The organism is Mycolicibacterium madagascariense (assembly GCF_010729665.1).
In the GTDB taxonomy this organism is placed as follows: Bacteria; Actinomycetota; Actinomycetes; order Mycobacteriales; family Mycobacteriaceae; genus Mycobacterium; species Mycobacterium madagascariense.
Genome location: NZ_AP022610.1, coordinates 2,189,241 through 2,202,439, shown reverse-complemented (window position 1 = coordinate 2,202,439; position 13,199 = coordinate 2,189,241). Strand labels below are relative to the sequence as shown.

General features: G+C 68.3%; 12 protein-coding genes and 2 tRNA genes. 5 read left to right on the top strand and 9 right to left on the bottom strand.

All coding sequences use genetic code 11. The features are described from left to right. Positions 1-195: 195 nt before the first annotated feature. Positions 196-789 (bottom strand): 3-isopropylmalate dehydratase small subunit, encoded by a 594-nt coding sequence (leuD, locus tag G6N60_RS10410; RefSeq protein ID WP_163736234.1) that lies wholly within the window; start codon positions 787-789, stop codon positions 196-198. A gap of 9 nt (positions 790-798) precedes the next feature. Then, the gene (leuC, locus tag G6N60_RS10405; protein WP_163736232.1) at positions 799-2,232 is read right to left on the bottom strand and encodes a 3-isopropylmalate dehydratase large subunit; all 1,434 of its coding nucleotides are present in this window, start codon (positions 2,230-2,232) and stop codon (positions 799-801) included. Between the two features lie 77 nt (positions 2,233-2,309). Here leuC and G6N60_RS10400 point away from each other — a divergent pair, with 77 nt between their 5' ends. The 3 genes from G6N60_RS10400 to G6N60_RS10390 all read left to right on the top strand — a co-directional run bounded on the left by G6N60_RS10400 (position 2,310) and on the right by G6N60_RS10390 (position 5,669). Then, positions 2,310-3,011 carry an IclR family transcriptional regulator gene (locus tag G6N60_RS10400; RefSeq protein ID WP_163736230.1) on the top strand — a complete coding sequence of 234 codons (702 nt, stop codon included), beginning with the start codon at positions 2,310-2,312 and terminating at the stop codon, positions 3,009-3,011. Between the two features lie 104 nt (positions 3,012-3,115). Continuing rightward, positions 3,116-4,435: a DUF1800 domain-containing protein gene (locus G6N60_RS10395; RefSeq protein WP_163736228.1), complete on the top strand. Its 1,320-nt coding sequence runs from the start codon at positions 3,116-3,118 to the stop codon at positions 4,433-4,435. Positions 4,436-4,466: 31 nt separating this feature from the next. Further along, positions 4,467-5,669 carry a DUF1501 domain-containing protein gene (locus G6N60_RS10390; RefSeq protein WP_163736226.1) on the top strand — a complete coding sequence of 401 codons (1,203 nt, stop codon included), beginning with the start codon at positions 4,467-4,469 and terminating at the stop codon, positions 5,667-5,669. A 26-nt stretch (positions 5,670-5,695) separates the two neighbouring features. On the opposite strand, the gene G6N60_RS10385 is transcribed toward G6N60_RS10390, so the two are convergent. The 4 genes from G6N60_RS10385 to G6N60_RS10370 form a co-directional block, all read right to left on the bottom strand. Beyond that, positions 5,696-5,771, bottom strand: a tRNA-Glu gene (locus G6N60_RS10385). Between the two features lie 61 nt (positions 5,772-5,832). Then, positions 5,833-5,907, bottom strand: a tRNA-Gln gene (locus tag G6N60_RS10380). Positions 5,908-6,023: 116 nt separating this feature from the next. After that, a complete protein-coding gene (gene gltX, locus G6N60_RS10375) occupies positions 6,024-7,487 on the bottom strand; it encodes a glutamate--tRNA ligase (RefSeq protein WP_163736224.1) in 1,464 nt (487 codons plus the stop codon). Next, complete coding sequence (locus G6N60_RS10370) at positions 7,484-8,266, bottom strand: fumarylacetoacetate hydrolase family protein (protein ID WP_163736221.1); 783 nt, start codon at positions 8,264-8,266, stop codon at positions 7,484-7,486. Before G6N60_RS10370 ends, gltX begins: the two co-directional genes overlap by 4 nt. Before the next feature lie 121 nt (positions 8,267-8,387). On the opposite strand from G6N60_RS10370, the gene G6N60_RS10365 reads away from it, so the two are divergent. Then, positions 8,388-9,587, top strand: coding sequence for an MFS transporter (locus G6N60_RS10365; RefSeq protein ID WP_163736219.1), 1,200 nt, complete (start codon positions 8,388-8,390; stop codon positions 9,585-9,587). Positions 9,588-9,594: 7 nt separating this feature from the next. On the opposite strand, the gene G6N60_RS10360 is transcribed toward G6N60_RS10365, so the two are convergent. Further along, positions 9,595-10,029, bottom strand: a complete 435-nt coding sequence (locus G6N60_RS10360) for a MarR family winged helix-turn-helix transcriptional regulator (protein WP_163736217.1) — start codon at positions 10,027-10,029, stop codon at positions 9,595-9,597. Positions 10,030-10,087: 58 nt separating this feature from the next. On the opposite strand from G6N60_RS10360, the gene G6N60_RS10355 reads away from it, so the two are divergent. Then, the gene (locus G6N60_RS10355) at positions 10,088-10,411 is read left to right on the top strand and encodes an antibiotic biosynthesis monooxygenase family protein (protein ID WP_163736215.1); all 324 of its coding nucleotides are present in this window, start codon (positions 10,088-10,090) and stop codon (positions 10,409-10,411) included. Positions 10,412-10,499: 88 nt separating this feature from the next. On the opposite strand, the gene G6N60_RS10350 is transcribed toward G6N60_RS10355, so the two are convergent. Both G6N60_RS10350 and serA read right to left on the bottom strand, forming a co-directional pair. Then, a complete protein-coding gene (locus G6N60_RS10350) occupies positions 10,500-11,507 on the bottom strand; it encodes a 3-isopropylmalate dehydrogenase (protein ID WP_163736213.1) in 1,008 nt (335 codons plus the stop codon). Further along, positions 11,504-13,090, bottom strand: a complete 1,587-nt coding sequence (gene serA, locus G6N60_RS10345; RefSeq protein WP_163736211.1) for a phosphoglycerate dehydrogenase — start codon at positions 13,088-13,090, stop codon at positions 11,504-11,506. The genes G6N60_RS10350 and serA overlap by 4 nt, the downstream gene beginning before the upstream one ends. Between the last annotated feature and the right edge of the window lie 109 nt (positions 13,091-13,199).

The window sequence follows — 13,199 nt, the reverse complement described above, 5'->3', positions numbered from 1 at the left end:
CTCCGAAGCCAGTGGCCCACCTTGAGCCAACTGAAAGCTACGGTAAACCTTTACACCGCTGATTTCCAAGAGCCACGCCCAATTTCAGGCACGGTCGACGGCCGATTCGGCAATCCGGTTGCCCCACACCGGCGGTGGTACGGCGGTCCCAAATTCAGCCCGCTGAGCCCTATTTCGGGCCTTCGAGACGTCCGCTCAGACGGAGATGGTCCGTGGCTTCCAGCGCGGCCTGCGCTGCTCGAAGGCGGTGATTTCGTCCTGTTTGCGCAGCGTAAGGCCTACGTCGTCGAGTCCGGAGAGCAACCGCCAGGCCGTGTAGTCGTCAATCGTGAACGGCAGCATGACCGTTCCCGCGGCGATCGTCCGATCTTCTAGATTCACAGTGATTTCCAGCCCCGGCTGCTGCTCGATCAACTTCCACAGAAGTTCCACATCATCCTGTGCGACTTCGGCGGCCAGCAGGCCCGCCTTGCCCGAGTTGCCGCGGAAGATGTCGGCGAACCGCGACGAGATGACGACCCGGAACCCGAAGTCCAGGAGGGCCCACACGGCGTGCTCGCGCGATGAGCCGGTGCCGAAGTCGGGCCCCGCCACCAGAACCGAGCCCCTGTCGAACGGCGGCAGGTTGAGGATGAACGACGGGTCGTTGCGCCAGGCGGCGAACAGACCATCCTCGAAACCCGTTCGGGTGACCCGCTTCAGATAGACGGCGGGGATGATCTGGTCGGTGTCGACGTTCGACCGACGCAGCGGCACGCCGATCCCCGTGTGGGTGGTGAAGGCTTCCATGACTGTCTCCTAGCGACTCTCGGTCAGATCGGCGGGCGAGGACAGGGTGCCGCGCACCGCGGTGGCCGCGGCCACCGCGGGTGACACCAGGTGGGTGCGGCCCCCCTTGCCCTGGCGCCCTTCGAAGTTGCGGTTCGACGTCGCCGCGCAGCGCTCCCCCGGCGCCAGCTGGTCGGGGTTCATGCCAAGGCACATCGAGCATCCCGCTTGGCGCCACTCGGCGCCCGCGGCGGTGAAGATCTCGCCCAGGCCCTCGCTTTCGGCCTGCACCCTGACCTTCATCGACCCGGGCACGACCAGCATCCGCATGCCCTCGGCGATCCTCCTGCCGCGCAGAACGTCCGCGACGACCCGCAGATCCTCGATGCGGCCGTTGGTGCACGACCCCACGAACACCGTGTCGATCCGGATGTCGCGCATGGCCGTCCCCGGCTGAAGATCCATGTACGCCAAGGCCTTCTCGGCGGACTGACGCTCGCCGTCGTCGAACATCAGTTCTGGGTCGGGCACGGCTTCGCTCAGTGGCACACCCTGTCCGGGGTTGGTACCCCACGTGACGAACGGGCTCAGCGTCGAGGCGTCGAGGTAGACCTCGGCGTCGAATTCGGCTCCCTCGTCGGTGCGCAACTGACTCCACGCCTCGACGGCCTCGTCCCAATCGGCGCCCGTGGGGGCGTGCGGGCGGCCGCGCAGATAGTCGAACGTCGTCTCGTCCGGAGCGACCATGCCGGCCCGGGCGCCTGCCTCGATGCTCATGTTGCAGATCGTCATCCGGCCCTCCATCGACATCGCTTCGATGGCGCTGCCGCGATATTCGATGACGTAACCCTGTCCGCCGCCGGTGCCGATCTTCGCGATCACGGCGAGGATGACGTCCTTCGGGCTGGTACCGGCCGGCAGCACGCCGTCGACGTTGACGGCCATGGTCTTGAACGGCCGCAGCGGCAGTGTCTGGGTGGCGAGCACGTGTTCGACCTCGGAGGTGCCGATCCCCATCGCCAGCGCACCGAACGCGCCGTGGGTCGAGGTGTGGCTGTCCCCGCAGACCACCGTCATGCCCGGTTGGGTGAGACCCAGTTGTGGACCGATGATGTGGACGATTCCCTGCTCGGCATCGCCCACGGGATACAGCCGGACGCCGAACTCCTCGCAGTTGCGGCGCAGCGTCTCGACCTGGGTGCGCGAGACGGGGTCGGCGATCGGCTTGTCGATGTCGATCGTCGGCACGTTGTGGTCCTCGGTGGCGATCGTCAGGTCGGTGCGACGAACGGGCCGCCCCGCCAACCGAAGTCCGTCGAAGGCCTGCGGGCTGGTGACCTCGTGGACGAGGTGCAGATCGATGTAGATGAGGTCCGGCTCGCGCGCGGCGCCCTCTCCCTGGCCGCTGACCACGACGTGGTCGGCCCAGACCTTCTCCGCCAGAGTGCGTGCAGTGCTGGTCATGTTCGTGCTCGATTCCCTCGGGCGATCCGCAGGCGATGGGCTAGGTATCTCAACATGCGGGACGCTAGTATCTCTCTATGAGACAGGATAGCGGCATCGGCGTGCTCGACAAAGCGGTGGGCGTCCTTCACACCGTGGCCGAGTCGCCCTGCGGTCTGGCCGAACTCTGCGAACGGACGGGACTGCCGCGGGCGACCGCACACCGGTTGGCCGCGGGCCTCGAGGTGCACCGGCTCCTGGCCAGAGACGCCGACGGACGGTGGTGCCTCGGCCCTGCGGTCAACGAATTGGCTGGGCGCGTGGACGATCCGCTGTTGGCGGCGAGCGCCGCCGTGCTGCCACGTCTGCGCGAGATCACCGGCGAGAGCGTCCAGCTCTACCGACGCGAGGGCCTGTCGCGGGTCTGCGTGGTGGCGTTGGAACCGCCGGCGGGTCTGCGCGACACCGTGCCCGTGGGGACCCGCCTGCCCATGACCGCCGGCTCGGGCGCCAAGGTGCTGCTGGCCTACAGCGACGCCGCCACCCAGCAGGCCGTGCTGCCGAACGCCGCCTTCACCGAACGCACCTTGGTCGAGGTGCGCAAGCGCGGCTGGGCGCAGAGCGCGGCGGAGCGCGAGCCCGGCGTCGCGAGCGTCTCGGCGCCGGTGCGCGACGGCCGCGGCACGGTCGTCGCCGCAGTATCGGTGTCGGGCCCCATCGACCGCATGGGCCGTCGACCGGGGGCGCGGTGGGCCGCCGACCTGCTCGCCGCCGCCGAGGCACTCACCCGTCGTCTCTAGGCGTCCTTGAGGGAACTCTCAGATATCGCGGTCCGGGGGCTCGATACCTCGTCGTCGGCTATTCTGCGTAGGGGCAGCAAACAGTTGACGGGGGTGTCACTCGCTTGGCGCAGTCGCCTGCATGGATCGCGACCGCCCGCCTGTTGAGGCGGGCGGGTTTCGGCACGACCGGCGCCCAGGTGGATGCCGTCGTCGCCCAGGGTGCCCCCGCCTATCTCGACGGTGCGCTCGACCTCGATCCCGACGCCGATCCCGGCGCGATCGCCACGCCGATGCCCGCGCCCGTGATGCCCCAGCAGGTGCGCCCCGGCGCGACCGCCACCGAGATGAACGACTATGCCCAGCAACTGTTTTCACAGATGAACGATCTGCAGTCGTGGTGGTTGCGGCGGATGGCTGCGGTCCATCAGCCCATCCACGAGAAGCTGACCCTGCTGTGGCACAACCACTTTGCGACCTCGGCGGACAAAGTCGGCGGTGCCCAATACATGGCCGCGCAGAACCAGAAACTACGCACCCTGAAACTCGGTGACTTCCGCACGCTGGCGTACGCCATGCTCACCGACGTCGCGATGCAGCTGTGGTTGGACGGCGTGCGCAACACCAAGGCGGCACCGAACGAGAACCTGTCCAGGGAGTTCATGGAACTGTTCACTCTCGGACATGCCAACGGCTACACCGAGGTCGACGTAAAGGAGGGCGCGCGGGCGCTCACCGGCCGCGTCGTCGGATACACCGGGCAGACCGCCATATCCGACGAACTCCACGACTCGTCGACCAAGACCGTGCTGGGCGTCAAGGGCGATCTCGACGAGCACGACTTCTGCGACATCGTGCTGAACCAGCCCACCTCAGCTCCGTTCGTCGCCAGTTCGTTGTGGCGGCTGCTGGCGTCGGACGACGCACCGTCGCCCGCCGCGCTCACCCGTCTGGTCGGGGCGTACGGACCCGGCCGCGATCTCAAGGCGCTGACGCGGGCAGTCCTCCTGGATCCTGAATTCGCCACGTGCGCAGGCACGTTGGTCAACACACCCGTCGAATGGCTGATGGGCGCCATCCGTTCATTGTCGATCCCCGTCGACGGAGCACAGTCCGCGAGTGACCTGAAGCTCGCCCAGGTCCTCGTGGTGATGGGCCAGCGTCCGTTCTATCCACCCGACGTGGGAGGTTGGCCGCGTGGTTCGTTGTGGCTGTCGACCACCAGCGTCGCCGCCCGAGTGTGGGCGGCGGACAAGCTGGTGACTACGGGTGACCTCTCGTCCATCGACGAAGCCGCCAAGGGCGACCGCATCAATGCCACCGGCTACTTGATCGGAATCGGAAAGTGGTCCGACCGCACCGTCGCAGCACTCGATCCGCTGGCCGACGATCCGCGCCGCCTCGTCGCGGCGGCCCTCAACTCGCCCGAATACCTCGTGTCGTAAGAGAATTTACGGAAGCCACCGAAAGCCACAGATGCCTGAAGTCAACCGCCGCAAGTTCCTCATCGCCAGCGCCGGCGTCGGTGCGCTCGGCGTTGCCGGTGCGGTGGGCATCACCCTGCCGCAACTCCTCGACGCCGGCCGGGACCGCCCGCGCGATCCCGATCACGGCGTCTTGGTCATCGTCACCCTCTACGGCGGCAACGACGGTCTGAGCACCGTGGTCCCGCTGGCCGACGGTGCCTACCACGACGCCCGCCCCGACCTCGCCTATGCGCCGACCGAATTGCTGGCGCTCGATGCCGAATACGGGCTCAACCCCGCCTTGAAGGGATTGGCGAACCTATGGCACGACCAGCACCTGGCCGTCGTTCGCGGAGTCGGATATCCCAACCAGGATCGGAGCCACTTCCGCTCCATGGACATCTGGCAGACCGCGTCCCCCGCGGCGCCGGTGGGTACCGGTTGGATCGGGCGGTGGCTGGACGCCACCGGTGATGACCCGGTGCGCGCGGTCAACATCGGTCCCGTACTGACGCCGATGGCCGTCGGCAAGAAGCAGTCGGCGTCCGCGCTCTCGGAATCACTTCCCCCCGTGGACAGGGACTGGCGCACGACACTCACGGCCCTGGCAGCCGAGGACCCGTCCGACACCCCGGCCATGTCGGGGGTGTGCGCGTCGTATCGCGCAAGCAACCGTTCCGACAGTGCCTTTCGACCGGTGACCCTGGGGGCCGACCCGACGGCGACGGCGACCGATGCGAATCAGTTGGTCGACGACCTCGATCTGGTGGCCAAGTGCATCCGGGCCCACGTGCCGACGCAGGTGTACATGGTGGATCTGCTCGGCTTCGACACCCACGCCGACGAACGCGGGACGCAGCAGGCGCTGCTGCAGAAACTCGACGACGCACTCACCCCGTTCATGCAGAAGATGCGCGCGAGCGAGCAGGGCAAGAACGTCGTCGTGATGGTCTATTCGGAATTCGGGCGACGCGTGGCCGCCAACGCCTCCCAGGGCACCGACCACGGCACGTCGGCCCCGGTGCTCGTCCTCGGCAGGTCGATCAAGGGCGGCTTCTACGGTGACCAGCCCAGCCTCACCGACCTGACCGACGGAGACCTGAAGACGACCACGGACTTCCGCGACGTCTACTCGGAATTGCTGACCGGCGTGCTGCACACCGACCCGGTGCCGTCGGTCGGTCCGGGGCGGCGGAGCCTTGGATTTCTCTGATCCGACCTGACCGAATGCCGGTCTAGTGGTACCCCCGATGGGATTCGAACCCACGCTACCGCCGTGAGAGGGCGGCGTCCTAGGCCGCTAGACGACGGGGGCTAGAACTATTTCCGGAGGGTCAGCATAGCTCAGGGAGCAATGTCGACCTAATCACCGGAGTTGGCTGGGGTACCAGGACTCGAACCTAGAATGGCGGTACCAGAAACCGCTGTGTTGCCAATTACACCATACCCCAATGACAGTCCATCACCGCAGGTCACGGACGTCTTTGCGATCGAACACCCACCGGCGCGAACCGGCGTGTGCATTACTCGACCGACGAGCACACTACCAAAGATTTCACCGCCGCCTTCACGCCCCGGCGGCCGCGTGCTCGCGACCGGCTCGCAGCCGGGCGAGGCTGCGGTCGCGCCCGAGCAGTTCCATCGACTCGAACAGGGGCGGGCTGACCGTGGCGCCGGTGACCGCCACGCGAATGGGACCGAAGGCCTTGCGCGGCTTGAGTTCGAGCTGCTCCAGCAGCGCCGTCTTCAAAGCTGCTTCGACGTTTGCCGTGGTCCACTGCGCCACGCCCTCCAGCGCGGCGAGCGCGGCGTCGAGGACGGGTACCGCGTCGGCGCGCAGTTCCTTGGCCGCCGACTTCTCGTCGAGCGCGTAGGACGCGTCGTCGAGGAACTTCAACAGCTCCCACGCGTCGCTCAGCACCACGATCCGGGTCTGCACCAGGGCGGCGGCCTCGGCGAAACCGGCGTCGTCGAGGCCGGTGCCGTGACCGTGGGCGACGAAGAAGTCGCGCAGGCGTGCGGTGAAGTCGCCCGGGTCGAGCAGGCGGATGTGCTCGGCGTTGATCGCGTCGGCCTTCTTCTGGTCGAAGCGTGCGGGGTTGGAGTTGACGTCCTTGACGTCGAAGGCCGCGACCATCTCGTCGAGGCTGAAGAGGTCGTGGTCGTCGGCGATGCCCCAGCCGAGCAGCGCGAGATAGTTCAGCAGGCCCTCGGGAATGAACCCGCGGTCGCGGTGCAGGAACAGGTTGCTCTGCGGGTCACGCTTGGACAGCTTCTTGTTGCCGTCGCCGAGAACGCTTGGCAGGTGGGCGAATTCGGGTACCCGCTCGGCCACGCCGATGCGCATCAGCGCCTGGTACAGCGCGATCTGGCGAGGGGTCGACGGCAGGATGTCCTCCCCACGCAAGACGTGGGTGATGTTCATCAACGCGTCGTCGACGGGATTGACCAACGTGTAGAGCGGATCCCCGCTGCCGCGGGTGATCGCGAAGTCGGGCACGACGCCCGCGGCGAAGGTCGTGGGTCCGCGCACGAGGTCGGTCCACGTGATGTCCTCGTCGGGCATCCGCAGCCGCAGCACGGGACGACGACCCTCGGCGACGAACCGGGCACGGTCGGCGTCGGTGAGCGTGCGGTCGTGATTGTCGTAGCCCAGCTTCGGGTTTCGGCCCGCCGCGACGTGGCGCGCCTCGACCTCCTCGGCCGTCGAATAGGCCTCGTAGACCTCGCCGGCGGCCAGCAGTCGGGCGATCACGTCGCGGTAGATCTCCGTGCGCTCGGACTGCCGGTAGGGCGCATGGGGCCCACCGATCTCCGGCCCCTCGTCCCAGTCGAGTCCGAGCCACCGCAGCGCGTCGAGGATGGCGGCGTAGCTCTCCGCGCTGTCGCGGGCGGCGTCGGTGTCCTCGATCCGAAACACGAACGCACCGCCCGTGTGTCGGGCGTAGGCCCAGTTGAAGAGCGCCGTGCGGACCAGCCCGACGTGGGGGGTGCCCGTCGGCGACGGACAGAACCGAACGCGTACCGTCATGACTTCCCCTTGCGCACAACGGGATTGGTCAACGTCCCGATGCCCTCGATGGTGACGCTGACGGTGTCCCCGTCCTCGATGGGACCGACCCCCTCCGGCGTCCCGGTGAGGATCAGGTCACCCGGCAGCAGCGTCATCACGGCCGAGACCCACTCGATGATGGCGCCGATGTCGTGAATCATCAGCGAGGTATTGCTGCTCTGGCGGACCCGACCGTTGACCTCGGTGCGGATGTCGAGGTCGAAGGGATTGACCGACGTGTCGATCCACGGCCCCACCGGACAGAAGGTGTCGTGCCCCTTGGCCCGCATCCACTGGCCGTCCTTCTTCTGCTGGTCGCGGGCGGAGACGTCGTTCGCGATCGTGTAGCCGAGGATGTTCTCGGCGGCCTTGGCGGCGGGCACGTCCTTGCAGGGCCTGCCGATGACCGCGGCCAGTTCCCCCTCGTGGTGCACCGGATGTGCATCCGCGGGCAGCTGGATCGCCACGTTGGGTCCGATGATCGAGGTGTTGGGCTTGAGGAAGATGACCGGATCCTCCGGCGCCTCGCCCCCCATCTCGGCAGCGTGGGCGGCGTAGTTCTTGCCCATGCACACCACCTTGCTGGCCAGGATGGGCGCCAGCAGGCGGACGTCGGCCAGGGGCCACGACCGGCCCGTGAAGGTGGGGTTGCCGAAGGGGTGCTCGGCGATCTCCCGAGCGACGGCATCGGTGGCGGGGTCACCCTCGATGCTCACGAAGGCGACCCCATCTGGGCTGGCGATTCGACCGAGGCGCATTCACGACAGCGTAGTGAGCACCGTTGGCGCCGCGTGCCGTGGCCCCATCGAATCCCCACGATCGATCTCACTTGGTGAGACAGATATTCGGCATCGTGGGATTGCGTGTCACCATGGGATCATGACCGCCACGACGATCGGGACCGCCCGCCGGTGGTCGATGCTGGCGATAGCGCTCGCCGCCACCCTCTGCTCGAACGTGTTCATCAACGGTGTGGCCTTCCTCATTCCCACCCTGCACGCGGAACGCGGCCTCGACCTCGCGCAGGCGGGCTTGATCTCGGCGCTGCCGAGCTTCGGCATGGTCGTGACGCTGATCGCCTGGGGCTACGTGGTCGACCGCGTGGGCGAGCGCCTGGTGCTCGCCGTCGGATCGGCTCTGACGGCGGCCGCGGCCTTCGCGGCGGCGCTGGCCCCCTCGCTGCTCGTCGTCGGCATCTTCCTGTTCCTCGGCGGCATGGCCGCCGCCAGCAGCAACTCCGCGAGCGGCCGCCTCGTCGTGGGGTGGTTCCCCCCGCAGCAGCGCGGACTGGTCATGGGCATCCGCCAGACCGCGCAACCGCTCGGAGTCGGGCTGGGCGCGTTGGTGATTCCCCAACTCGCCGAGTCCCACGGCGTCGAGGCGGCCCTGCTGTTCCCCGCCATCGCGTGTGCCGTCGCCGCGGTGGTCAGCGGGATCGGCGTGCTCGATCCGCCACGCACACCGCGCGCGCAGGCGCATGCCGGCGAACTCGCCAACCCCTACCGCGGATCCTCGACGCTGTGGCGCATCCACGCCGTCTCGGTGCTGCTCGTCGTGCCGCAGTGCCTGGTGTGGACGTTCACGCTGGTGTGGCTGATCACCGACCGCGGCTGGTCGGCCGCGTCGGCGGGCGCGATGGTGACCGTGGCCCAACTGCTCGGCGCGGCAGGGCGAATCGCGGCGGGCCGGTGGTCGGACAAGACCGGATCGCGGCTGCACCCCATTCGCACGATCGCCATCGGCGCGGCCATCGCGATGGGCCTGCTCGCGGTCACCGACCTGATGCACTCGCCGCTGTCGATCGCGTTGATGGTGGCCGCGTCGGTCATCACGGTGTCCGACAACGGATTGGCGTTCACCGCCATCGCCGAGATCGCCGGGCCCTTCTGGAGCGGGCGGGCCCTGGGCACCCAGAACACCAGCCAGCTCCTCATGACCGGCATCGTGCCGCCGGTGTTCGGCGCGCTCATCACCGCGGCCGGCTTCCCGTTGGCGTTCGCGGTGTGTGCGCTGTTCCCCTTGGTCGCCCTGCCGTTGGTCCCCGTCGACGCCGATCCCCTGCGGAGTCAGCGGGATTAGCGCGCCGTCAGTCTTCGAGGTTCTCCGCGCAGCGGGTCAGCAGGTGAGCCAGGTCATCTCTGGATCCTCGCGAAAGTCCTTGCAGCATGGCGTTTTCCACACCAATGACGGCGTCGTGACTGGCTGCGAGCCGGGTGCGTCCCGCCGACGTCAGCGCAAGGGCGTTGGCGCGACCACGGCTCGATGCCGACTCCGACGCCCGCACCAGACCCGCCGCGCGCAGGCCCCCCAGCAGGTCCTGCAGCGATTGCCGGGTGACGAAGCACAGCCGTGCCAATTCCGATGCCGACGCGTCAGGATGATCGGCGAGTGCGCGTAGCGCCGTGTACTGCGCCATCGACAACCCCGTGGGTTTGAGCGCGGCATCGCAGCGGCGGCGCAGCGACTGCTGAACCCGCTTCACCAGATATCCGGCTCCACCCTCGACGTCGACGCTAGACATGACAGGAACCTTACATCGAGCTACTGTCGAGAATGTAAGGAACCTGACAAGGAGGATCATGACCACCATCGAGGCCCACGGGCCGCACACCACATTGATCAACGTCTTCACCGTTACCCCCGACAACGCAGCGCGCCTGGCGGCGATGCTCGAGGACGCGACCGAACAGGTCATGTGCAAGGTCCCCGGCTTCGTGTCAGCCAACATTCATGTCAGCTCAGACGGCACCCGCGTCGTCAACTACGCGCAGTGGGAGAGCGCCGAGGCCTACCAGGCGATGCTGGCCGACCCGAAGGCGCGCGAGCACATGGCACCCGCCGCCGCCCTCGCCGAGGGCTTCGACCCGCACCTCTACACGGTCGAGTCGGTGCACGGACGCTAACGCGCCGTCCCGACTCTGCGTCCATGGCGGCGGTGCGACGTAGCTACTCGCACTTTCCCGACGCCAGCGCAGAGTCGAGCGAAGGGGACTAGAGCAGTCCGACGATGCGGTCGCCGATCTGCGACGTCGACAGCTTCTCGCCATTCAGGGTCGCCAGGTGCTGCGCGACGGCGCCGTCGACGCGGGCCGCTGCGGCCTCGTCGCCGACGTGGGCCAGCAGCAGCGCCACCGACATGACCGCCGCGGTCGGGTCGGCGATGCCCTGGCCGGCGATGTCGGGTGCGCTGCCGTGCACCGGTTCGAACATCGAGGGGTTGGTCCTCGTCGCGTCGATGTTGCCGCTGGCGGCCAATCCGATGCCACCAGACACCGCGCCCGCGAGGTCGGTGATGATGTCGCCGAACAGGTTGTCGGTCACGATGACGTCGAAGCGGCCCGGGTCGGTGACCATGTGGATGGTCGCCGCATCGATGTGCTGATACGCCACCTCGACGTCGGGGAACTCGGTGCCCACCTCGGCGACGATCCGGGACCACAGCGAGCCCGCGAACGACAGGACGTTGGTCTTGTGCACCAGCGTCAGGTGCTTGCGCCGAGCCGCCGCCCGCGCGAACGCATCCCGCACGACCCGCTCGACCCCGAACGCGGTGTTGAGGCTGACCTCGGTGGCCACCTCGTGGGGCGTACCGACGCGGATCGCGCCGCCGTTTCCGGTGTAGGGGCCCTCGGTCCCCTCGCGGACCACGACGAAGTCGATGTCCACGTCGCCCAGCGGGCTCGTCACGCCCGGATAGAGCTTCGACGGGCGCAGGTTGACGTGGTGATCCAGCTCGAAGCGCATGCGCAGCAACAGGCCCCGCTCGAGCACGCCGCTGGGCACCGACGGATCGCCGATGGCGCCCAACAGGATGGCGTCGTGGGTGCGCAGGTCGTCGACCAGACCATCAGGCATGACCTCGCCGGTGGCGTGGTAGCGCCGCGCGCCCACGTCGTAGGTGGTCTTCTCGACGCCGGGCGTGACGACGTCGAGCACCTTCAGCGCCTCGTCGATGACCTCGGGTCCGATGCCGTCGCCGGCGATCACGGCCAATCTCATGACAGATCCACCAATTCCAGCGTCACGGCCTTCACGTCGGCGCCGAGTGCGGCCAGCACGTCGTCGGGCACCGTGCGGTCCAGCCGCAGCATGATGGTCGCGCCGTCACCGTCGGCGTCCTGGCTGAGCTGGGCGGCGAGGATGTTGACGCCCGCGGCACCGAGCCGGGTGCCGATGGTGCCGAGCGCCCCCGGCTGATCGGTGTAGTTGATGATGAGGTTGACGCCCTCGGCGCGCAGATCCAGGTTGCGGCCGTTGATCTGAACGATCTTCTCGACCTGCGTCGGGCCCGACAGCGTGCCGGCCACGTTGACCGTCGAACCGTCGACGGCGACGGCGCGGACGTCGACGACGCTGCGGTGGTTGGGGCTCTCCGGCGCCGTCGCGATCGACGCCTCGACGCCGCGTTCGGACGCGAGCGCCGGGGCGTTGACGAACGTCACCTGGTCTTCGATGACCGCCGAGAACAGGCCGCGCAACGCCGAAAGCCGAAGCACGTCAACGTCTTCGGACGCCAACTCACCGCGCACCTGAATGGACAGGTTGGTCGGCAACTCGGCCGACAGCGCGCCGACGAGCACGCCGAGCTTGCGGACCAGGTCCAGCCACGGGGCGACCTCTTCGCCGACGTGCCCGCCGCCCACGTTGACCGCGTCGGGCACGAACTCCCCGGCGAGTGCGAGCTTGACGCTGGCCGCGACGTCGGTCCCGGCGCGGTCCTGGGCCTCCGCCGTCGACGCGCCGAGATGCGGGGTGACGACGACCTCGGGCAGCTCGAACAGCGGGCTGTCGGTGCACGGCTCGGTGGAGAAGACGTCGAGACCCGCGCCGCGGACGTGCCCGCTGGTGATGGCATCGGCGAGGGCCTGCTCGTCGATCAGGCCGCCGCGGGCGGCGTTGACGATGATGACGCCCGGCTTGGTCTTCGCCAACGCCTCCTTGCCGATGAGGCCCGCGGTCTCCTTCGTCTTGGGCAGGTGCACCGAGATGAAGTCGGCGCGCCCCAGCAGCTCGTCGAGCGTCAGCAGCTCGATGCCCAGCTGTGCGGCGCGGGCCTGCGAGACGTAGGGGTCGTAGGCCACGATGTGCGCGCCGAACGCGGCCAGCCGTTGCGCAACGAGCTGACCGATGCGGCCGAGGCCGACCACGCCCACGGTCTTGTCGAAGATCTCGGTGCCGGAGAACGTCGAACGCTTCCAGGTGTGTTCGCGCAGGGTCGCGTCGGCGGCCGGGATCTGCCGCGCCGTGGCGAGCAGCAGTGCCAGCGCGTGCTCGGCGGCGCTGTGGATGTTCGACGTCGGCGCGTTGACGACCAGCACGCCGCGCGCGGTGGCGGCGTCGACGTCGACGTTGTCCAGGCCGACGCCGGCGCGGGCGACGATCTTCAGCTTGGGCGCCGCGGCGATGACCTCGGCGTCGACCGTGGTCGCCGAACGCACCAGCAGGGCGTCGGCGTCGGGCACCGCTGCGAGCAGCTTCTCCCGGTCGGGGCCGTCGACCCAGCGCACCTCGACCTGGTCTCCCAGGGCGGTGACGGTCGACTGGGCGAGTTTGTCGGCGATCAAGACAACGGGCAGGCTCACGCGGATAGCGTAGTGGGCTCTAATGGAGGGATGGCGGGCAGGAGCGAAGCGACCCGGGGTGGGGCGTCGGCGGGCAGGAGCGAAGCGACCCGGGGGATGGATGTGGCGG